This is a genomic window from Streptomyces sp. NBC_01276, from assembly GCF_041435355.1.
GTDB lineage: Bacteria > Actinomycetota > Actinomycetes > Streptomycetales > Streptomycetaceae > Streptomyces.
The window spans coordinates 1,922,979-1,944,069 of the sequence record NZ_CP108442.1 but is presented as its reverse complement, the minus strand read 5'-3'; the positions used below and the strand labels follow the sequence as shown (position 1 = coordinate 1,944,069).

The following is a 21,091-nucleotide window of genomic DNA, read 5'->3' as shown; positions in this document are numbered from 1 at the left end:
AGGCTCGTTGACGGTGCGTGAGTGATCTGGTGGGGGATGCGCGGGCTTGGTCGCCGGATGCGCAGGAGGCCGCGTGGTTGCTGGCGGTGTCCGCGCTGGTGGAGGGCCTGGACCGGGTGGAGGTTGCCGCCCTGTTCAAGGTGTCGGTGAAGGCCGTGGACAACTGGTGGGCGAAGTGGCAGGCCGGAGGTCGGGACGCACTGCTGTCCCGCCCGCGTGGCCGTCGCGTGGGTGAGCACCAGGTCCTGTCGGAGGCCGAGCAGGCCGCCGTTCGGCAGGCTGTCCTCGATCACATCCCCTCCGACCTGGGACTCTCGGGTCAGCTGTGGACGCGGGGGCAGATAGGCGAGATGATCTTCAAGTTGTATGGGGTCCGCTTCACCGAGCCCGGGGTGGGCAAGTGCCTCAGGCGTTGGGGGCTGACCTTCCAGCGTCCGGACAAGCGGGCGGTCGAGCAGGACGCGGAAGCGGTTCGGGTCTGGCACGAGGAGACCTGGCCGGCGATCCGGGCCAGGGCGAACGCGGAGAATGGCGAAGTCCTCTTCGCTGACCAGGTCGGGATCCGCTCGGACCAGGTCACCGGCCGCACCTGGGGCGCCAAAGGCACGACTCCCATCGTCCGCCGCACCGGGAACCGGTTCTCCGTGAACGCGATGTCCGCGATCAGCACCCGCGGCCGAATGCACTTCATGGTCTTCACCGAGTCGTTCGACGCGAAGGTTATGTGTGCCGCTTCCTCGCCCGGATCGTCGGGCACTTCGACCGGAAGATCCACCTGATCGTCGACCGGCACTCGGCCCACCGCTCGAAGACGGTCCGGGCCTGGCTCGCCGGCCACCGGGACCAGATCGAGCTGCACTTCCTGCCCTCGTACTCACCCGAGCTGAACCCGGACGAGCTGGTAAACGCCGACCTCAAACGCAGCCTGCCCCACACCCACCGGGCCAGGAACCAGGCCGAACTCGCCGCCGAAACCCGCAGATTCTTCCACAGACACCAGCGTCAACCACACATGGTGCGCGGCTACTTCGGCGGCCCGCACGTCCGCTACGTCCTGGACGGGAACCCTTTGAGTTTGTGATCAATAGGACACCCCACGCTTCCCGACACGCCCCGGGGAAGTGCCCCGTCGTCGGCTTCCCGCACGCGCGGAAATATCCGGTACCACCTGCACAGACAGTGAGCCGTGAGGGGAGTCGAGCGGTAGTGGGAATGGAAGTCCGCGCGTGTGCGGGACGTGGGAACGATTGGGTGCGCTCGCGCCATGGGCGACTTCTTGAGGCGTGCCTGACGCGCGCCCGCCGTCTCCCCTGGCGGCGCATCAGCACGGAAGAGCCGCTTCTCGGACGGGACGTCGAACCCGGTTCGAGGGGCGGCTTTTCGCATGGGGAAGCCACCCGAGCTGCGCCGGCGGTTCGGGGACGGACTCCGTCGTCGCGCTCCGGTCCGATCCGTCAAGTGGTTCGGGGCATCCGGCTGGTCGATACGTGTTGGCCGACCGGGCAGAAGGCCGGGAGACTCAGGCGGTGAAGATGGGGATCTCTGGTTTCGAGCCGTCCTTCCTGGTCGGGCTCGACGCGGTTCGACAGGCGCACGGATCACGGCTGGCGGCGCTCGCCGGCAGGCGGTTGACGCGGTTCGCCGTGGTGCGTTTCGTCGAGGACGGGGACTGGTTCGCCGAGTGCCCGGTGGTGCTGGACTTCGACGGCGCCCAGGTGGAGGTCTGCCACTGGAAGTTCGACGAGCTCTCGATCGGCTGGGACACGATCGACACCGCGGCGGACATCGCCGGGTGGGAGTGGTCCGAACTGACGCCCCAGTGGTCTCAGCGCGATGGGCGCCTCGAACCGTTCGTCGGCCAGGAACTGCGCGAGGTCGCGCTCCTTGAGTGGCTGCCGGCAGGCCGTGACCTGGCGGCCGGAACGGTGACGGTGGAGTTCGCCTTCGCCGGGGGCTGTCTGCGGATCGTCAACGGACTCGACGAGAACCACATCGAGCTCGGTGGGGCCCAGCCGGACTACGTTCGGCACCGGCTGGGCCGATGAGTGCTACTGCCCCGTCTGTTTCCGGTTGATCTCCATGACCGGCAGCAGGGTGGCCCGAGCGAGGACCCCGATCTGCCGGGGAGCCGGCCCGGCCGGAGCGCCGGCGAATGCGGCCGACCCGGAGTAGGGGAGGACGCGCTCGCGCCGGGGCCGCAGCGAGCACCCGGTCCGCGCGACGTGGAAGACCCACCCCCAAGACCGCCCGCGGTGAGGTCAACGAACGTCTCAGCAGCGGGACATGGCAGATCTCGGGCACGGTCTCAGACGAGAGTGTGGCCGGCGGGACCACGCGCCGGTCGCCGCGTCCGTTGAATCGCCGGGGGCCGAGGAGTGGAGGCTCAACAGAATTGAGCCTCCGTTGAGGATTCACGAGGAAGTGGGAATTCGCGCGAGTCAAATTTCCCTGATCGGGGCCTGGAATCACAAAGAGGAAGTAAAGGGAGGTCAAGTGACGGCAGGGTTTCGGGAATTGAATGTGCAACTACCTGTGGAGTATGTCCGGATTGCCACTCTTTGCGTGTCGTCTTGCGTGCCGAGGTCTGCGGAAAATGTTCTGATTGTGTCCGAGTTTGTCCCCTTTCGGGGAGGGGTTTGGAGTGCTCGGGGCTGCAATTGACACGCCCCATTCGTGTTCGTAATGTTGCGAACACGCCAGGCGGAGACCAACGCCAAGGCGGGGCGCCCGTGCCAAACAAGCCGTCTGCACGGGTTCGAAACAAACTACGGGGGTAGTTCTGTGCACGGCGGGGACTCGGGTGGTTACGGCGGGGACAGTGGATCTGCGGGCGTTGTAGCCGGCAGTGGGTCCCAGGGTGGCGGCCACAAGACTTATAGGGATGACCTGCGAGAGTGGGCACCCATCTTCGGCATCAGCGCGGCGGTCATCGTGATCGGCCTGCTTGTTGTTGCCCTTTTCTGACAGGCTCTCCTGACTGCCGCCACGTCTGCGGCTTCGCGAAGCAGTGAGTGAAGCTCCTGCCTGCCTGCCTGTCTTCTGCCTGCCCATGCGGGCTCGTTGAGGCTCTCGCGAATGTCGTCGAGCGGGTACTCGTGATGGCGCGAAGTCATTTCGCCCTCCTCTGGCTCCTTCTCGTGTTCGCCGACGGTTTTCGGCATCTCCGGCCCGAGTCGGGCGGCGCGCGTCTCTCTGCGCTCCGGGAATTGCCTCTTTCGACTTCCCCACCCTTTCTCAGTGGTGCGGTTTCATTTCTCCATGCCCGTTCTGTGGTGCACTTCCGTGCGGCCTCTCCTCGGCATGGGAAAATTCCGGCGCGTCATGTGCCGACGGAATGGAGGTGGAAAAACAATGGAGAACAACACTCTGGATGCCCCGGTTCAGCACGAGGACATCGCTATCGAGGAACTCGCGGACACGGCCGGTGCGGGCACCGCGTTCTGTGTCGGGTCGGCTGGTTGCCCCAGCTCTGCCGGAACTGCGTCCAGCTTCGGCTAGAGGCCCTTTCCCGCCTGTATCGCGAATTTTGAGGGGAGGTGAAAAGCATGGAGAACACCCAGAACATCGAGATCGTCGAGGAGTTCGACGACATCGCCATCGAGGAGCTCGGTGACATGGCCGGTGCCGGTGGCACGACCAACACCGGTGGCACCTTCGGTTCGACCACCTGCCCCGCCTGCATCGGTACCGCGTTCAGCTGGAGCTGACGCGGACCTGCAAGGGCGCTGTGTGGACCCTCTGTTGTCGAGAGGAGGTGAACAGTGAACGACACCATCGCGGAAGCGGACCTCGACCTCTTCGAGGACGTAGCCATCGAGGAGCTGTCCGACGCCAGCGGCGCGGGCTGGTGCCTCGGCTCGGCCGGCACCTTCGGTTGCCCGAGCTCGGCCGGTTCGTACGGCACCACGACATCGCACTGACGTCTCGACGCGCTCAGGAGAACAAATGATCGACGATGGAATCCTCGCGGCCGAGCTGTCGGCCGGCCACACCGAGGACATCAGCATCGAGGACCTGACCGACGCCACGGGCGGCAGCTTCTGCCTCGGCACGGTCGGATGTGCGGGCTGCCCCTCTTCGGCCGGATCCGTCGGTACCGCCAGCTCTCACTGAGCCGCAAGGCCGCGGCCCGGCATCGCCAGGACGGACGTTTACGAGGTTCATGCAGAGAACCTCGTCCACGGGTCGATGGCGACGCCGGATGCCGTTGCCGGCACTTCTCAGTATGGCGGACCACGGCCTTCGCGGCCGACCCGATTCCCAGAAGGAGGTGAACTACATGAACTCTCTCGACGTCATGCGCAGCGAGATCGACGCCGCGGGCAACGCCCTGGCGGAGGACATCGCGATCGAGGAGCTGACCGAGGCGGGTGGCACCAACTGCTTCGGCACGCTCGGATCGATGGGCTGCCCGACCTGCTTCGGCACGTACGGCTGCGCCACCTGATGCACCGTCATCAGTGTGGCTGAGTAGCGCCTCGGGTGCTGCGCCCCGCCGCTGGATCACCGTCCAGCGGGACAACGGGGTGCAGCACCCGTCCAGTTTTGTTACGGCATGAAAGTGCCAGGCCGTTAAGGAATGTGGGAGTGTCAACGACTGAGAGTGCGCGACGCGTGTGGCGCTGGTTCGCCATGCAGGAGGACTCCGCCGCCGACAACACCGATCTCTTCGCGCAGCTGGTCACAGAATCGCCCGTTGTTCACTTTCCCGGGCTGTGGGTCATCTCGCGCCACGATCTGGTGGCGAAATTCAGCAACCATCCCGGGCTCACGATGGTCAGCCCCGACTTCCCGGCCGAGATGCGGGAAGAGAACCCGGACTTCACCGAGTTCTTCGGGAATTCGATGTCCGTGCGGGCGCCGGAGGACCACCGCAGGCTCCGCGGCGTACTCGCCCGGGAATTCACAGGGCGGTCCGTCGAGCGTCTGCGCGAGAAGATCTCCCACATCATCGACACGCTCCTGGCCGGCCCCACGGCCGAGGGCGGATGCGAGTTCGTGTCCCGCGTGGCGGTCCCTCTGCCCTCTCTGGTCACAGCGGCGCTGCTCGACCTGCCGGAGGAGGACTGGGCTCAGGTCACGACGTGGTCGCGGGGCATGCTGGCCCAGTTGGGCAAGAGCTTCCCCGGCAACCGGCCGACGGCGGATCCCATTTCCGTCGAGGGCTTCCGGGAGTTGCGCTCCTACGTCGAAGCGGTGGTCCGCGAGCGGGACGCGCTCAATGCCACCGACGTCATCTCTCGCCTCAACGCGTCGCGCCGCAGCGGCCAGCTGAGCCATGACGAAGTCGTCAACATGGTTCTGCTGCTCTTCATGACCGGGGTCGATACGGTCACCAGTGGCCTGACCAATGCCCTTCTCTGTCTGCTCACTCGGCCGGCGGAATGGCAGCGGGTTGCCGAGGACCCTGGGAAATGGGCTGCCCCAGCCTTTGCAGAATCGATCCGCCTGCGCGCGCCGGTCACCTTCGGGGCACGTGTCGCCGCGGAAGACCTCCCGATCGGAAATGTCGTCATACGCAAGGGGGAGATCGTGCTGCTCGCTTTCGCCTCCGCCAATCTCGACCCCCGCCGGTTCGAGGCGCCGCTGGAATTCCGCTGGGACCGCACCCAGAACGCCGGAATGTCGTTCGGTCACGGCGCCTATTTCTGCCTCGGTGCCGGGCTGGGCTCTCTCCAGTCCGAGTTGTTGCTCGCCCGGCTGGCCCAGGACGGCGTCGCCCTCGCGCAGACCGAGGACTCCCTTCCCTGGCGACGTGAGCTGACCTTCAACAGCCCCGCCGCCCTCCCCGTGCGGCTGGGATCCGGGCTGGAGGCGTGAGGATGCGCGACACGTCTTCCCCGAAGCGCGCGGTCGCCCGCCCGGTCAGAACCCGGCATGTGCGCCAGGTCGAGGAGGCCGACTGCGGAGCATCCTGCCTGTCGGTCCTCCTGGCCTGGTTCGGACGGCACGTGCCCTGGGGCGAGTTGCAGCAGGTGTGCGGGGGCGGACGCGACGGCGTGACGGCCGCCACCCTCATTCGCGCCGCCGCCCACTACGGACTGGCGGGAAGCGGCAAGCGGATCCGGCTGTCCGGTGACGACCAGGCCGACGCCAGGACCATGCGGTCCCTGGCGGCCCCCGCCATCCTCTTCGTCGGCGGCAACCACTTCGTGGTCCTGGACCACGTCTCCGAGCGGGGGGCCGTCAGCCTCAACGATCCGGCGATCGGCCACCGACTCATGCCGATGGCCGAGTTCCGTGCCTTCTTCAGCGGCATCGCCCTCGTCTTCACGCCCACGGAGGACTTCCGCCCGGCCGGGGTGCCGCACCGTTTGCGCGGCGACGTGCTGTCCTGGGCACGCCCGCGCCGTGGTCTGCTGGCCGGGGCGGTGATCGCCGGCACGTCGGCCGCCCTGGCGGCCGTGGCCACCGCACTGCTCATGCGGGCCGTCGTCACGGAGACGGCCCGTCCCGGCTCCGCCGGAGCCGGCACCATGCTGTGGGCCCTGGGGGGTGCGGCGGTCGCCGCGTTCACCGCGACCTGGATGCAGACCCGACTGCAGTCGGCGCTGCTGCGCCGCCTGTCGGTGGACCACTCCCGCTTCTTCGTACGGACGCTGCTGGATCTGCCCGCTTCCTTCTTCCAGCGGCGGTTCACGGGCGGGGTCGCGGCCAGAGTGCAGATCGCCGACACCATCGCCAACCAGCTCGCCGGCACCGTCGTACCGGTCTTCGTCGGCGGCGTGAGCATGGCGGTCGTGCTGGCCGTGCTGGCCTGGTTCGCCCCGGGTATCGCCGTGCTCGTGCTCTGCGGTGTCGGCTGCTCCATGGCGATCCTGCGGCGGGCCTCCACCGACGAGGCCTCCCGACAGGGCCGGCTGCTGGCCGAACAGGCCTCCCGGGACGGCGAGATGATCAGCGGCCTGAACATGATCGAGACATTGAAGGCTGAGGCCGCCACCACGGTGCTGCTCGATCGCTGGGAGCAGTCCCATGCCCGTGGTCTGGCCGTGGCGCACCAGTCCATGAGGTCGGCCCAGCGGATGCTGGGTACGGCCACGGTCGTCGACTCCCTCGTCTCCGTCGCCTCGGTGCTCTGGGCGGCCGCCGATGTCAGGCGGGGTGCCATGGCGCTGCCCGATCTGATGTCCGTCATCACCCTGGTCGGTGTCTTCCAGGCGTCGGCGGGCGCAGTGGCGCGCGGCGGTCTGTCGTTCGGGCAGTTGCGCGCCGGCTTCGCGGCCTTCGCCGACGTGGCCGGTTCGTCCGCCGGTTCGTCCGTCGGGCCGGACGATCCCGCGCGGCCGCCTCGAAGTGGCGAGACCACCGACGCGGCCCAGGCGGACGCGGTCCCCGTTGCCACCGGGACCGCGGCGCCCCGCACCGGCGCCGCCTCCGCACCCGCCGGCCGGCTCGAACTCGGCACCCTGGAATTCGGGTACGACGTCAACCGTCCGCCCCTGGTCCGCGGCGTCGACGTGCGGGTGCCGCCCGGCAGCCGCCTCGTGGTCGTCGGAGCCACGGGCAGCGGCAAGTCCACCCTGGCCCGTCTCGTCGTGGGAAGCAGCGCCCCGTGGGCCGGTTCGGTCACCCTCGACGGCATCCCGGTCACCGACCTGCCGCCCGGCTCCGTCGGCTACGTCAGCCAGCATCCCGTGCTCTTCGAGGGGAGCGTCGCCGAGAACGTCGCCTTCGGCGACGACGAGTTCGCCCCGGACCTGATCGACCAGGCCTTGGCCACCGCCTGCCTCGACGGGGTCGTAGCCCGCCGGGGAGGTCCGCGCGACGCCCGCGTGGAGCCGAACGGACAGAACTTCTCCGGCGGCGAGCGGCAGCGGCTCGCACTCGCCCGCGCCCTGTGCCGCCGACCCGCACTGCTGGTCCTGGACGAGGCGACGAGCGCGCTCGAAGGCCCTCTCGAAGCCAGGGTCGACGCCAACCTGCGCCGCCTGGGAACCACGACCGTGGTGGTGACCCACCGTCTCGGCATCGTGGAACCGGACGACCTGGTCCTCGTACTGCACCGCGGCGCACCCGCCCAGCTCGGTACGCACCGCGACCTGTCCGCCCGGCAGGGCCAGTACCGCGAACTGCTCGGAGCCAGCCGGTGACCCCGGCGGGAGAGGCGTGGGCCGCCCACCGGGACGCTCTGGAGCCGTTGCTCGCCGCCCTGGGCGTATCCGGGGAGGCGCTGCCGGACCGCTCGCCGGACGCCCCCGACCCGGTGGCCGCGGCCGCCGAGCGGTGCGGCGTCCGGGCCCACCGCGTGCCGGTCGGCGAGGCGCTCACCCGGCTGCCGAGGGTTCCCCTGCTCGCGTCCCGCGGCGGTGAACCGGTGGCACTGCTGCCCACCCGGCGGGGCTGGACCGCCGTCGCGGCAACGGGTGCGCCGGGACGTGCGCTGACGGCCGCCGACGCCAGGGGGTTCGACGAGAACTGCTGGGTCATGCGGCCCCGGCTGCCGCACACCGGGATCACGGGCCGTCGCCTGCTGCGGTTCTCCGTGCGCGGCGGCGCGATGCCCCTGACCGGTACGTTGCTGGGCGGCCTGCTGGCCGCGGTGCTGGCCTTCGCCGCCCCCATCGGCTCGATGCTGCTCATCACGGCGGTCCTCACCGACGACGACTCCCTCTTCGGCTGGACGTGTGCCGCGGTGCTCGGCGCCGTCCCGCTGGGCCGGCTGCTCGCCGAGATGCGCGACCGCTCCACCAGCGGACTGCAGACGCACATCGAGGCCGCCGTGGAACCGGCCGTCTGGGAGCGGGTGCTCAGTCTTCCGCTGCCCTTCCTGCGCCGCTATTCGAGCGTGCGGCTCCTCAACCACGCCGGGGGTATCGGCCGGCTGAGGTCCCTGCTGGGCCCCTCCGGCCTGGACGCCCTGCTGAGCGCGCTCTTCTCCGCCGTGGCGATCACTTTGCTCATGCTCGTCGACGGGGTGCTCGGTCTCGTCGCCGCGGCAGTCACCGCGGGCCTGCTGGCGCTGCTGGGATGGCTCTCGTGGGCACAGCAGAGGCACGACATGCGCGTGTACGACGCCGTGGAGAGCGTGCAGTCCACCGTCTATCCGGCGCTGCTCGGCATCGACGAGGTCCGCGCGTACGGAGCGCAGAAGCTGGTCTTCCGCAGGTGGTGGCAGGGGTTCGACGCCCAGAAGCGTGCCGACGACGCGGGCCTGCGCCATGCCGAGGTGTCGGCCGCGCTGATCGCCGCCGCGCTGCCGCTGCTGCTGTGCGTCCTCCTGCCGGTGGTCCAGTCGCGAGGCATCGGGATGACCGGCATCTGGGCGGTGTCCTTCGCCGGCGTCCAGCTGAACCTGGCGCTGAGCCGGCTGCCCGGCGTGCTCCAGGCGGTCTTCACGCTGCGCACCACCTACGCCCGGCTGGAACCCATCCTGTCGGCGGAGCCCGAGACGCCGCCCGCGGGCGTCGTGCCCGGCCGTCTCACCGGACGTGCCGAGCTGCGGGGGGTCACCTTCGGCTACCCGGGATCCGCGGAGCCGGTCCTGGACGGTGTCGACCTGACGGTGGCGCCCGGCGAGTTCCTGGCGGTCATCGGCGAGTCGGGTGCGGGCAAGTCCACCCTGCTGCGGCTGCTGCTGGGACTGGACCGGCCTGACGCCGGCGCCGTACTGCTGGACGGGCACGACCTCGCCGGGCTGGACCTCGGCGCGGTGCGCGGGCAGATCGGATACGTCCCGCAGGACAGCAAGGTGCTGCGCGGCACCGTCCGTTCGGTCATCCTCGGCAGCACCCTGGAGCACGACGAGGAAGCCGCCTGGCACGCCGCCGGGCTGGCCGGGATCGCAGAGGAGATCCGCGCCCTGCCGATGGGCATGGACACCCGGGTCACGGACGGCGAGTCCGGCTTCTCCGGCGGACAGCTGCAGCGCCTGCTGATCGCCAGGGCCCTCGTCGGCGAGCCGCGCATCCTGCTTCTCGACGAGGCCACCAGCGCGCTGGACAACGCCACACAGGACGAGATCAGCACGGCGATCGGGGCCCTCGGGATCACCCGGATCGTCGTCGCCCACCGCCTCAGCACCATCCGCCGGGCCGACCGCGTCGTGGTCGTCTCCGGCGGACGGATCACCGAATCCGGCAGTTACGACGCGTCGGCCGCACCCCGCGGCCTCTTCGCGGACCTCGACGCAACGACTTTGACGTGAGAAGGAAAGGCAACCGCACCATGACCAGCACCACAACCCGGTTCAAGAGGTACGTGCGCAGCACGACCGTGGCAGGGGACGGCGTCTACCTCACCACCGAGCGGTCCGGCCAGCTCCGGCTGGAAGGCCGGATGATCGAGCTCATGGCCCCGCTGCTGCAGGGCGGCCACACCCGCGAGGAGATCGCGGACCGGCTCTCGGGCGAGTTCTCGCCCGAGCGGGTCGGGCGCGCCCTGGACAAGCTCATCGCCGCCGGACACGTCGTGGAGAGCGACGCCTCGGTCGACCCGCGCGCCGGGGGCTACTGGGAGCTGCTCGGCGTGAACGGCGACGAGGCCGTGCGTACGGTGCAGAACGCCGGTGTGGACGTAGTGGCTCTCGGCGACGTACGGGCCCAGTGGTTCACCGACGCGGCCGAGGCCTTCGGCATCCGTCTCGCGGACGCACCGGACAGCGCACTGACGGTCGTGCTGACCGACGACTACCTGCGGCCGGAACTGGACGACATCAACCGCCGGGCTCTCGCCGGCGGCAAGCCGTGGCTGCTGGTGAAGCCGGTCGGGGCGACGGTGTGGCTGGGGCCGGTCTTCCAGCCCGGCGTCAGCGCGTGTTACGAGTGCCTGCGCATACGGCTGGCCAACAAGCACATGCTGACCTCGTACCTCCGCCAGCGCGGCGTCCTCACCGACGTCCTGGTGAACTCGGTGACCGATGTGCCGGCCACCGTGGGGGTCGCCGCCCAACTGGCCGCCCTCGAAGCCGCGAAGTGGCTCGCCGGGGCCGTCGGCGGTGCCCTGCCCGGCACGGACGTCCCCCGCGACCAGGTCACGTCCCTCGACACGCTGACCCTGCGCACCGAGCAGCACCCGGTCACCCGGCGCCCGCAGTGCCCGGCCTGTGGCGACCCGGACCTCCAGGCGAAGCGGCAGCGGGGCCCGGTGGAACTGTCCAGCCAGGTCAAGGCCGTGGCATCGGACGGCGGCCACCGTGCCAAGGACCCGCAGGAGTTCCTCGACACCTTCCAGCACCTGGTCAGCCCGATCAGCGGCCCGGTGAGCAGCCTGGTCAAGGTTCCGCTGGACGTCGAAGGGCTCCACACGTACACGGCGGGACAGAACTTCGCCGTGCCGATGGCCAACGCCGCCGACCTGCGTGCCGGACTGCGCAGCGCCAGTTCCGGCAAGGGCATCAGCGACGTACAGGCCAGGGCGAGTGCCCTCGGCGAGGCGATCGAGCGGTACTCCGGGGTGTACCACCGGGACGAGGCGCGCATCACCAGCTCGTACGAGGAGCTCGGCGCCGACCGGGCCATCGAGCCCAACCTGCTCCACCAGTACAGCGACCGGCAGTTCGCGGACCGGCTCGAGTGGAACGCGCGGCCCTCGCACTTCCACTGGGTGTCGCCGCGGATGGACCCCGCCGAGCCGGTGGACTGGTCGCCGGTCTGGTCGCTGACCGAACAGCGCCACAAGTACCTGCCGACCTCGGCGCTGTACTTCTCGTACTCCAGCTCCGGCGAGGCGGTGCGCTTCAACGCGGGCGCCAACTCCAACGGGTGCGCGGCCGGCACGACCCTGGAGGACGCGATCCTGCAGGGCTTCTTCGAACTCGTCGAGCGGGACAGCGTCGCCATGTGGTGGTACCACCGGCTGCGGATGCCCCGGATCGACCTGGACAGCTTCGACGACCCGTACTTCCGCAAGTGGCAGGACCGCTACCGTTCGCTCGGCCGCGAGACGTGGGTGCTGGACGTCACCAACGACCTGGGCATCCCGTCGGTCGTCGCCGTGTCCCGTCGCACGGACAAGCCGGTGCAGGACGTCCTCTTCGCGCTCGGTTCGCACTTCGACATCAAGATCGCCATCGGGCGTGCGCTGTCCGAGATGAACCAGTTCCTGCCCGCCGTGATCGGCATGGGTGCGGACGGCTCCGGTACCTACGCCTACAACGACCCGGACCAGCTGAAGTGGTGGAAGACCGCGACCGTGGAGAACCAGCCGTACATGCGGCCGGCCGACGGGGTCGTACGGACCGCCGCCGACTACACCGAGCACCACTCGACGGACCTGCGCGAGGACGTACTGCGCGCGCAGCGTGCCGTCGAGGACAAGGGCATGGAAATGCTCGTCCTGGACCAGACACGGGTGGACATCGGCCTGCCGGTGGCCCGGGTCATCGTGCCGGGGATGCGTCACTTCTGGCCCCGCTACGCGCCCGGCCGCCTCTACGACGTACCGGTCGAACTGGGCTGGCTCGACCGCAAGCCCACCGAAGACGACCTCAACCCGATTGCGATGTTCCTCTGATGACCAACACGGATGTGATCCCGCACGGCCCGCTCACCGAGGCCACGGCCCTGCGCCAGGGCGTCCTCTGCGAGAACCGTGACTCCACGGTGCTGCTGTCGCTGCGCAACCAGACCGGGTACCGGCTGCGCGGGGTCACCCCCGGGATCCTGGGAGTGCTCGAGCGGCTCGCCCGCCACGCCGTGCCGACCGACCGGCTCGCCGCCGGTCTCGACACGCACGAGGAGCGCCAGCTCACCCGCGTGCTGGAGCGGATCTCGCCGTTCCTGGCCCGCTCCCTGATGTACCGGGACGTGGAGCTGATGGCGGTGGAGGCCACCGCCCCCGCCGAACCGTACGAGGTCGTCGACGTCCCCCTGGACGCCCCGGTCCGGCTGTCGAAGTTCGCGTTGCTGCGCCGGCGCGAGGGCGCGCTGGTGGTGGAGACACCGTTGACCGCCTACCGCTGCGTGCTCAGGTCGGCCGAGGCGGCCGCGGTCGCCTCCGCCCTGGGCGAGACGGCGACCGCCCGGGAGCTGGCCTCCGGGGAGCTGCCGGCCGAGGCCGTCGCCGCCGTGCTCGGGCACCTGGTCGGAGCGGGCTTCGCCGACCTGGGGACGCACCGGGACGGTTCGCCGGTCTTCGCCGCCGACGACGACGAGGTGCTGCGCCAGTGGGACTTCCACGACCTGTACTTCCACTCGCGCAGCCGCCTCGGCCGCACCGACGAACCGTACGGCGGCCGCTTCCCGTACGTCGGCACGATCGAACCGCTGCCGCCGGTCAAGCCGGCCCCGCCGGGCGAGCCGATCCCGCTGTTCCGTCCACTGCTCACCGACGTCCTCGCCAACGACCCGAGCCTCCTGGCCGTGATGGAAGGCCGGCAGTCGATCCGCAGTTACGGTGAGCGCCCGCTCGACGCGCGGCAGCTCGGCGAATTCCTCTACCGGACGGCGCGCGTCCGCGGCACCTACGGGCCGCGTCCGGACCAGAAGATGCCGTACGCCGGCTCGACCAGGCCCTATCCGTGCGGCGGGGCGGCCTACGAGCTGGAGCTGTACCTGACCATCAGGCGCTGCGAGGGCATCGAGCCGGGCATCTACCACTACGACGCGCTGGACCACTGCCTGCGTCTGGTGAACGCCGACCCGGGCCTGCGGCAGAACCTGCTCGACGTCGGATCCCTCTCCACCGGAGGCGAGGCGGTCCCGGACGTGCTCATCACGATGACGTCGAGGTTCCAGCGGCTCTCGTGGAAGTACCAGTCCATCGCCTACGCCGTGACGCTCAAGCACGCCGGTGTCCTCTACCAGACGCTGTACCTGGTGGCCACCGCCATGGGGCTCGCCGCCTGCGGACTCGGCAGCGGGAACTCCGAGCTGGCCGAGCGCGCCTTCGGACTCGATCCCCTCAAGGAGTCGGCCGTCGGCGAGTTCCTGCTGGGCAGCGCGCCGCAGATCAGGCCGCTCGGGGAGAGCGCTCGTCACGCCGCCGACTGGCGTCCGGGCAACGACCCGCAGTGGCAGCAGGAAGTGCGGCACCTGCTCCCTTGAGCAGGGCACGGAATCGAGAGCGAGGGAACTCCGTCATGGTGGACAGTGCGCCGATTGTGGTGTCCCGGGTCTGCGGACTGCCGGTGAGGGCGTTGGAGGCACTGCGGGCCGAGGAGACGCTCTCCCTGGTGCGCAAGGCGTTGGACCGCGAGGACCGCGCCGAACGGATCACCGAGGCCGTGGCCGACGATCTGCACCGGCTGGTGCCGACCGACGGGCTCGACCGGGCGGTCCGCAGGGGCGCGCTGCGCTTGCGCCGCGACGTGCACAACCTGCGGCTGACCGGGGCGACGGAGCAGGCGGCCGCGCTGGTCGCCCCCTGGCTCGACGGCGAGGCCCGAGACCGGCTGGAGCTGTGGTGCGCGGCGGTCCGGGAGCGGGCCGCACTGGTGGCACGGGCCGAGCGGGTGGCGGACAAGGAGATCGCGGACGCCGGGACCGCCATGACGGGCCTGCTGCGGGAGGAGCGGATCGCGCGCGGCCTCTCGCTGGCCAGCCCCTCCTTCACCCTTGAGCTCTTGGGGCACCGTGCCGGCAGGGCTCCCGCGTGGGATTCCCGGCTGGCACGCAGCGCCGCGGCGTATCTGTCGCGCGCCGCCGTCAAGCCCAGCCCGTTCGGCACCTTGACCACCGTCGGTGTGGCCGAGTGGCACGGCGGCCAGGCGGCGGCGTACCCGTCGCTCCCCGCCCGGGTGGTCTCCTCCTCCCGGGCGGCGGCGCTGGATCTGCTGCGCTCCTGGGTCGGTCACCCGGACGCGCCCGCGGGTCTGCGGCTGCTCGCCAACCCGAGCGTGCGGGCCGTCGGCGGAAGTGAACTCGCCGCCCTCCCGCTGTACTGCCACGCGGGCGGGGTCTACCTGCGTGCGGACGAGATCACCGATGTGGTCGAGGTACGGGGGAGGCTGAGTGCCCTGCCCGCCGGCCCGGTATCCGTCGCCGAGGCCATCGCGGCCCTTGAGGAGTTCGGGGCGGACGCCGCCTCCGTGCGGCGGCTGGTGGCCATGGGCGTGCTCCTCCCGGTCACCCCGTGGAGTGCCGGCGAGGGCCGCCACTTCACCGCGCTGGGACGCACCACCGGGCAGGCGCCCGGACCGGTCGCGGAGGCGGTCCGGGCCCTGGCCCGGGCGGAGGAGCTCGTGGCAGGTGACGCCGACGCGGGGGAGCGCGCCCGGGCGGTCACCCGGGCCCGTACCACCCTGGTGGAGGCCTGCCGTGCCCAGGACCGTCGGCCGCCCGACTGGCTGGCCGGTGCGGGGCTTGTGCACGAGGCAGTCGCCCATGACCCGCTTGCGAGCCCGAGGCTGGGCGAAGCCGTAAGGGCGGATCTGCACACCGCCGCCTCGGCGCTCACGCCGTCGATCCGGCGTGCGGCCCTGTACGACAGGATGCTCGGCCACTTCACACGGTGGTACGGCACGGGCGGAACGTCCGACCTGCTCTCCTTCTGCTACCGGTTCCTGGCCGCCGCTCCGGCGACGACGTGGCAGCCGGTGCCCGGCCTGCCGGTCGGCGCCGTGCCGACGGAGGGGCAGATGCGCGGTGACCGGACGCTGAGCCGGCCGAGCCACGTCGTCTTCTTCCAGGTGGCCGCGGGATCGGCCGAGCAGGTGGAGAGGGGTGACCACCTCCTGGTGGTCAACCGGGTCCACAGCGGCTTCCCCGGCATGGTCGGCCGATGGGCGGCGATCCCCGCCCTGCGCAGCGGGATCGACGACGCACTGACGCGGTGGCTGAGTGATCTCCATCCCGGCTGCCGGGTGTACCAGATGTCCGCGCACGCGGACTGGATCGAGTTCCAGCGCCCCGCTCTGCGCGGACTGCCGCGCGTCGGGTGGGGACCCGAACTGGCCGAGGCCGACGGCGGGACACAGGACCTGCGGGGATTCACCCTGGCCCACGATCCCGTCACGCACACGTTCCAGGTCCGGGACGCCCGTGCGGATCCGGCGGCGTTCGCCTACCTGGGGGCCGTCCCGGTGGCCTCGCTCCACGGGGTGGACCGCCTGCTGGCGACGCTGAGCGACCCCTGGGTCCTCGACACCGGCGACACCGGCGACACCGACGGTGCCGGTGGTGCCGGAGCGCCCTCGTCCTACCGGCCGCGCCTCCAGCGGGGCCGGATCGTCATGCGCCGGGCGTCGTGGCTGGTGGCCCCCGGCGAACTGCCCCGCCCGGGCCGGGGCCGGTCACCGGTGGACTTCCTGCTGGAGGTGGAGCGCTGGCGCGCCCGACTGGGCCTGCCGGACGAGGTCTTCCTCTCCCGCGTCACCGATCACGAGGGCATCCACCACAAGCCCCAGTGGGTCGGCTTCGACCACCCGCACGCCGTGTGGGCGGCCTTTCGGCAGATCGACGACGCCACCGCCTCGGTGGAGATCACCGAGGCGCTGCCCGCCCGCGACGGGCACTGGGCGGCCGACCCGCACCACCCCGCGGCGGCGACCGAATTCATCGCGATGCTGAGGCAGGACGGCCAGTGAGTGATCAGCAGGAATGGCTCTACTACCGGGTGTACGTGGCGAGCATCGCCGAGATACGTGACCTGGTGGAACAGGTGGTCGGCCCGGCCGTGCGCCGCTTCACCGCCGAGGACCCCGCACTGCGCTGGTTCTTCCTCCAGTACGTCGACCTGATCGGTCTCCAGCTGCGCCTGCGGCTGAGGGGCACGCCCGATCGACTGGCCCGATACGAAAGGGAGCTGGACCAGGACTTCCGTCGGGCGCTGGACGTCCTCGCCGCCGCGGACGGACCGCGCGGACCGCTGGCCGCCCACCGTATGGTCACCAAGCGCCTCTACGAGCCGGAGCACGGCAAGTTCGGCGGCCCCGCCGGGGTGGCGCTGGCCGAGCGTCTGATGCAGTGCGGCAGCGAGGCGGCGCTGGTCTGCTCCAGCCCGCGGCTGCGTCCGTTGCGCACCTCCCTCGCGGCGGCCCACACCGAGTTGATGGTCGCCCGGCTGCCCGCCGCGACGCGTACCTCTTTCCTGCACCAGTACGCGTGGTACTGGTCCGGGCGCGGCCGGCTCGACGCGCCGTTCGGCCGTACGCTCCCCGGGCTCTCGCCGGGCGACCCCGTGGCGATCCGGCGTACCGCCGTACTGCGCACACAGATCGACCAGGTGCTGCAAGTGCCCGCTCTGCGAGAGGCGTTGACCGGGTACGCGGACGAGTTCTGGCTCCGGGTGCGGCGGGCGGGGCTCCCCCGCCCCGACTACCTGACCGCGTTCCACCACATCCACCTGATGAACAACCGCCTGGGGGTCGTGCCCGGCGAGGAGATGCAGATCGCGCGGCTCCTGTGGCTGGAGGGACTGCGGAAGCCGCGGGCCGCCGCCACCGTGGATCCGGCCGCGGCCCGTGATCGCGAGCCGCTCCCGCTTCCCGGCCCCGCCGCATGACAAAGGTCATGCCCGGCCCCACGCGAACTCCATCCGCAACCCGTGAGGCTCTGCCCTGGCAGGCGGCACGCCGTGATTCCTAAGGTCTTCCCATGAGCGAACACCCCGTCATCGACGTCAGTGAACTGCGGCTGGACTACGGCGGGACGACTGCCGTCGACGGCATCTCGTTCCAGGTGTACCCCGGCGAGGTGGTGGCCCTGCTCGGGACCAACGGCGCGGGCAAGACGACCACCCTGGACGTGCTGGAGGGCTACCTCAAGCCCACCGGCGGATCGGTGTCGGTGTTCGGAGCCAACCCCCTCACGGAGCGGGCCCGGATAGCCTCCGACATCGGCATCATGCTCCAGGAAGCGGGATTCTTCGGCGACCTCACCGTCCTGGAGACCATCCGTGCCTGGCGCCGCTTCACACCGAACGCCGTCGACACCGACGAAGCGCTGAGGATCGTAGGCCTGGAGTCCAAGGCGAAGACCCCTGTCGGGCGACTCTCCGGCGGCGAGAAGCGCAGGCTCGACCTCACGCTCGCCGTGCTGGGACGGCCCAAGCTGCTCTTCCTCGACGAACCCACCACCGGGCTCGATCCGGAGTCGCGGCGCCAGACCTGGCGCTTCCTCAAGGAGATGGTCGACAACGGCATGACGATGCTGCTGACGACGCACTACATGGAGGAGGCCGAGTTCCTGGCCGACCGCGTCGCCATCATGGACCACGGCCGCATCGTCCGGCACGGTCCCGTCTCGGACGTCGTGGCCCGGGAGTCCAACGCCCGGATCTCACTGGCCGTCTCACCGGGCGTGAGCGCCCAGACGCTGCCGCCCCTCCCCGGCGCCGAGATCCGGGAGGCCGACGGCCGGATCACTCTGATCACCGCCGATCCGCAACCCGTCCTGCTGCACTTGCTGAACTGGGCCGACGGCAACGGTGCGGCCCTGCGCGGCCTCGAAGTGCGCACGGCATCACTGGAAGACGTGTTTCTCGATGTCGCGGCTTCCGGAAAGGTCCAGGCATGAGCTGGTTCCGCTTCACCTACTCGCAGTTCCTCCTCTCCCAGCGCGTCTACTGGCGGGACCTGGGCTTCGCCCTGACCGGCGCGCTGCTCCCGCTCGGCCTGAGCCTGGCGTACACCGTGAGCCAGCACGGTGAGGGGGAGATCGCAGGTTTCGACTCGGGGGTGTACCTGCTTCCCGGCTTCATCGGCTTCGTCCTGCTGTGGATCGTGTACAACGTCATCAACTCGGCCGCGTCCCGCCGGGACCGGCTGGTTTACAAAAGGCTGCGCGGCACCCCGCTGCCGGATACGGCCATTCTGGCCGGCGAAGCGGCCAGCGGCAGCGTCACCAGCCTGATCCAGGTCGCCATCCTGGTCGTCGCCGGGGTGGTTGCGATCGACGCGCCCATGCCCCGCAATCCCCTGCTGCTGCTCGTCGGCATCGTGCTCGGGGCGCTGGCCTTCTCCCTGCTGGCCATCGGTCTCTCCGGGCTGTTGCCCAGCGGGGAGGTCTCCACCTGGATCGTCACCCCGGTCATCCTGCTCATGATGATGACCTCCGGCATCGCCATGCCCATTTCGAGCCTCCCGGGCTGGGCGCAGCACATCGCGCCGTATCTGCCCTCCAGTCCGGTCGTCGAGATCGTCAGGACCGCCTACCTGGGCCGGGACTTCGCCAGCGACCCGGCAGCGTCGGGCCACCTCGCCACCGTCGGCTTCGTCGCGTCCTTCCAGGCCTGCGCCGCGCCCATCGGCCTGCTCTGCGCGTGGATGGGCCTGTCGTTCTCGATGGGCAAGCGGTTCTTCCGCTGGGATCCCCGCCGGTCCGCCTGAGTCCCGTCCGGCCGGCCCGGGTACGGCAGGCCGGACGGGGGGCCTGCGGTTGATCGAGCTCGGATACAGTCGCCCTGCAGCACATGGAGAACGATGAGGCGGTGGCAGATGCACGGGCGCACGCCCACCACGGTCGCCCGCGCCGTCGCCTGGCTGATCCTGCTGACGGCAACGGTCTTCCTCCTTGAGGCCATGGCCCTGTGGCTGGCCCACCGGCCGCCCCCCGGCCAGGTCGTCGCCGCCGTACTGGGCTCCGTGGCCTTCGGGTTCGGCTACGCCCGCACGGTGTGGGACGCCGTGGCCCGCGGCAGGGGGCGCAACCGGCACCAGGCGGACCTCGCGGTGTGTGCCAGCGTCTCCTTCGCCATGCTGCTGGCCCTCGGGCCGGCCTGGGGCGCACTGCCCTGCCTGGCCGCCGGAGCGGCCGTGGTGAGCCTCACCCCGCGGAGGTGGGGCTGGGTCGTACCGCTGATCCTCGCCGGCACCGCTCTGGCCGGGCTGATGCTGGCCGTGCCCGCCGACGTACTGGTGGACATGCTGGTCAAGAGCGCCGTCACCGTCATGGTGCTCGGAACGCTGGGGGTGCTGCCCCCGTTCGCCCGGGAGATGCACGACAACCGCGCCGAACTCGCCCGGCTGGCGGTCGTGGAAGAGAGGCTGCGCTTCTCACGCGACCTGCACGATGTGCTCGGCCACGGCCTGTCCGTGATCGGCATGAAGATGGAGGTGGCCCTCCTGCTCATCGGGAACGACCCGGACAAGGCGGCGGGGGAGATCCGGGACGCGCTCGGCATCTCGCGCGAATCGGCTTCCGATCTGCGCACCCTGGTCCGGGGGTACCGCCAGCAGTCCATCGCGGCGGAACTCGACGGTGTGCGCTCCGTCCTCTCCTCCGCGGGCATCGGCTGCCGAGCGGACGAGGTGCCCCCGGACATCCCGCAGCACGTGCAGGACGTGACGGGCTGGATCGTCCGCGAGGGCGTCACGAACATCCTGCGGCACAGCAAGGCCACGGAGTGCCGCATCAAGTTGAGGGTGAACGACGGACGACTCATGATCGAGATCTCGAACGACAACCCGATCGCCCCCGGGTCCGAGGGCCGCACGGGCGGCAGCGGACTGCGCGGTCTGCGGGAACGCCTCGCCGTCGTCGGCGGCGAGCTGACCACGGGCGTCCACAACGGTACGTTCACGCTGCTCGCGCACGCGCCGTTGGGTGAGGGCAAGCGACACGATTCCGGAGCCGAGGTGATCCACAGGTGACGATCCGCATCGTCGTGGCGGACAACGAGCAGCTGATCCGCGACTCGCTGTCCGTCATCCTCTCCGCGCCCGAGGACATGAACGTGGTCGCGGTCGCGGCCGACGGCGCCCAGGCCGTGGCCGCGGTACGCGAGGCCGGCGCCGACGTGGTCGTCCTCGACCTCGACATGCCGGTGATGAACGGACTGGAGGCGGCCGAGGCCGTCCGGGCCGAAGCACCCGACTGCGGAATCGTCATTCTCACCAGTCACGGACGCCCCGGGTACCTGCAGCGCAGCATGCGCCTGGGGGTACGCGGCTTCATCACCAAGGACACCTCGGCCGCGAAGCTGGCCGACGTCGTACGCCAGGTCCACGGCGGCGGCCGGTTCATCGACCCGGAGATCGCCACGGACGCACTGGCCCTCGGCGGCAGTCCGCTCAGCACACGTGAGCGCGAGGTGCTCACCCTCTCCGGCGAAGGGCTCAGGCTCGGAGAGATCGCGGGACGGCTGTGCCTGGCCGAGGGCACCGTGCGGAACTACATGTCCTCGATCATGAGCAAACTCGACGTGGACAACCGGGTCGCCGCCCACCGGGCGGCCAGAGAAGCCGGCTGGCTGTGACAGCTGCGACGGGGGA

17 protein-coding genes and 1 pseudogene are annotated in these 21,091 nt (G+C 70.4%); all 18 read left to right on the top strand.

Annotated features, from left to right (window positions below; all coding sequences use genetic code 11):
- Positions 1-77 precede the first annotated feature (77 nt).
- The 18 genes and pseudogenes from OG295_RS08090 (at position 78) to OG295_RS08005 (ending at position 21,075) form a co-directional block, all read left to right on the top strand.
- Positions 78-1,081, top strand: a pseudogene (locus tag OG295_RS08090) (IS630 family transposase).
- Positions 1,082-1,532: 451 nt separating this feature from the next.
- Complete coding sequence (locus tag OG295_RS08085; protein WP_371676272.1) at positions 1,533-2,045, top strand: hypothetical protein; 513 nt, start codon at positions 1,533-1,535, stop codon at positions 2,043-2,045.
- Between the two features lie 1,213 nt (positions 2,046-3,258).
- Entirely contained in the window at positions 3,259-3,498 is a 240-nt protein-coding gene (locus OG295_RS08080; RefSeq protein ID WP_371676271.1) for a thiocillin family RiPP, read from the top strand.
- 47 nt (positions 3,499-3,545) lie between these two features.
- A complete protein-coding gene (locus OG295_RS08075; protein WP_371676270.1) occupies positions 3,546-3,707 on the top strand; it encodes a RiPP peptide in 162 nt (53 codons plus the stop codon).
- Positions 3,708-3,761: 54 nt separating this feature from the next.
- Entirely contained in the window at positions 3,762-3,920 is a 159-nt protein-coding gene (locus OG295_RS08070; protein ID WP_371676269.1) for a thiocillin family RiPP, read from the top strand.
- 25 nt (positions 3,921-3,945) lie between these two features.
- Positions 3,946-4,113, top strand: a complete 168-nt coding sequence (locus OG295_RS08065; RefSeq protein ID WP_371676268.1) for a thiocillin family RiPP — start codon at positions 3,946-3,948, stop codon at positions 4,111-4,113.
- Positions 4,114-4,279: 166 nt separating this feature from the next.
- Positions 4,280-4,447: a hypothetical protein gene (locus OG295_RS08060; RefSeq protein ID WP_371676267.1), complete on the top strand. Its 168-nt coding sequence runs from the start codon at positions 4,280-4,282 to the stop codon at positions 4,445-4,447.
- A gap of 140 nt (positions 4,448-4,587) precedes the next feature.
- A complete protein-coding gene (locus OG295_RS08055; RefSeq protein WP_371676266.1) occupies positions 4,588-5,820 on the top strand; it encodes a cytochrome P450 in 1,233 nt (410 codons plus the stop codon).
- A gap of 2 nt (positions 5,821-5,822) precedes the next feature.
- Complete coding sequence (locus OG295_RS08050) at positions 5,823-8,093, top strand: ATP-binding cassette domain-containing protein (protein WP_371676265.1); 2,271 nt, start codon at positions 5,823-5,825, stop codon at positions 8,091-8,093.
- Positions 8,090-10,147: an ATP-binding cassette domain-containing protein gene (locus OG295_RS08045; RefSeq protein ID WP_371676264.1), complete on the top strand. Its 2,058-nt coding sequence runs from the start codon at positions 8,090-8,092 to the stop codon at positions 10,145-10,147. Before OG295_RS08050 ends, OG295_RS08045 begins: the two co-directional genes overlap by 4 nt.
- 20 nt (positions 10,148-10,167) lie before the next feature.
- On the top strand, positions 10,168-12,453 hold the full coding sequence (locus OG295_RS08040) for a TOMM precursor leader peptide-binding protein (RefSeq protein WP_371676263.1): 2,286 nt from the start codon (positions 10,168-10,170) through the stop codon (positions 12,451-12,453).
- The gene (locus OG295_RS08035) at positions 12,453-13,985 is read left to right on the top strand and encodes a SagB family peptide dehydrogenase (protein WP_371676262.1); all 1,533 of its coding nucleotides are present in this window, start codon (positions 12,453-12,455) and stop codon (positions 13,983-13,985) included. Before OG295_RS08040 ends, OG295_RS08035 begins: the two co-directional genes overlap by 1 nt.
- 35 nt (positions 13,986-14,020) lie before the next feature.
- Entirely contained in the window at positions 14,021-16,465 is a 2,445-nt protein-coding gene (locus tag OG295_RS08030; protein WP_371676261.1) for a lantibiotic dehydratase, read from the top strand.
- Positions 16,462-17,382, top strand: a complete 921-nt coding sequence (locus OG295_RS08025; protein ID WP_371676260.1) for a thiopeptide-type bacteriocin biosynthesis protein — start codon at positions 16,462-16,464, stop codon at positions 17,380-17,382. The genes OG295_RS08030 and OG295_RS08025 overlap by 4 nt, the downstream gene beginning before the upstream one ends.
- Positions 17,383-17,474: 92 nt before the next feature.
- Positions 17,475-18,395 carry an ATP-binding cassette domain-containing protein gene (locus OG295_RS08020; RefSeq protein WP_371676259.1) on the top strand — a complete coding sequence of 307 codons (921 nt, stop codon included), beginning with the start codon at positions 17,475-17,477 and terminating at the stop codon, positions 18,393-18,395.
- Positions 18,392-19,207 carry an ABC transporter permease gene (locus OG295_RS08015; RefSeq protein ID WP_214931779.1) on the top strand — a complete coding sequence of 272 codons (816 nt, stop codon included), beginning with the start codon at positions 18,392-18,394 and terminating at the stop codon, positions 19,205-19,207. The genes OG295_RS08020 and OG295_RS08015 overlap by 4 nt, the downstream gene beginning before the upstream one ends.
- 108 nt (positions 19,208-19,315) lie before the next feature.
- A complete protein-coding gene (locus OG295_RS08010; protein WP_371676258.1) occupies positions 19,316-20,470 on the top strand; it encodes a sensor histidine kinase in 1,155 nt (384 codons plus the stop codon).
- Positions 20,467-21,075 carry a response regulator gene (locus OG295_RS08005; protein WP_371676257.1) on the top strand — a complete coding sequence of 203 codons (609 nt, stop codon included), beginning with the start codon at positions 20,467-20,469 and terminating at the stop codon, positions 21,073-21,075. The genes OG295_RS08010 and OG295_RS08005 overlap by 4 nt, the downstream gene beginning before the upstream one ends.
- Positions 21,076-21,091: the final 16 nt, after the last annotated feature.

What these genes read in the sequence shown, in the direction of transcription:
- OG295_RS08085 (WP_371676272.1), top strand. Translation starts at nt 1,533, where the DNA reads ATGGGGATCTCTGGTTTCGAGCCGTCCTTCCTGGTCGGGCTCGACGCG.
- OG295_RS08080 (WP_371676271.1), top strand. Translation starts at nt 3,259, where the DNA reads ATGCCCGTTCTGTGGTGCACTTCCGTGCGGCCTCTCCTCGGCATGGGA.
- OG295_RS08075 (WP_371676270.1), top strand. Translation starts at nt 3,546, where the DNA reads ATGGAGAACACCCAGAACATCGAGATCGTCGAGGAGTTCGACGACATC.
- OG295_RS08065 (WP_371676268.1), top strand. Translation starts at nt 3,946, where the DNA reads ATGATCGACGATGGAATCCTCGCGGCCGAGCTGTCGGCCGGCCACACC.
- OG295_RS08060 (WP_371676267.1), top strand. Translation starts at nt 4,280, where the DNA reads ATGAACTCTCTCGACGTCATGCGCAGCGAGATCGACGCCGCGGGCAAC.
- OG295_RS08050 (WP_371676265.1), top strand. Translation starts at nt 5,823, where the DNA reads ATGCGCGACACGTCTTCCCCGAAGCGCGCGGTCGCCCGCCCGGTCAGA.
- OG295_RS08040 (WP_371676263.1), top strand. Translation starts at nt 10,168, where the DNA reads ATGACCAGCACCACAACCCGGTTCAAGAGGTACGTGCGCAGCACGACC.
- OG295_RS08035 (WP_371676262.1), top strand. Translation starts at nt 12,453, where the DNA reads ATGACCAACACGGATGTGATCCCGCACGGCCCGCTCACCGAGGCCACG.
- OG295_RS08030 (WP_371676261.1), top strand. Translation starts at nt 14,021, where the DNA reads ATGGTGGACAGTGCGCCGATTGTGGTGTCCCGGGTCTGCGGACTGCCG.
- OG295_RS08020 (WP_371676259.1), top strand. Translation starts at nt 17,475, where the DNA reads ATGAGCGAACACCCCGTCATCGACGTCAGTGAACTGCGGCTGGACTAC.
- OG295_RS08015 (WP_214931779.1), top strand. Translation starts at nt 18,392, where the DNA reads ATGAGCTGGTTCCGCTTCACCTACTCGCAGTTCCTCCTCTCCCAGCGC.
- OG295_RS08010 (WP_371676258.1), top strand. Translation starts at nt 19,316, where the DNA reads ATGCACGGGCGCACGCCCACCACGGTCGCCCGCGCCGTCGCCTGGCTG.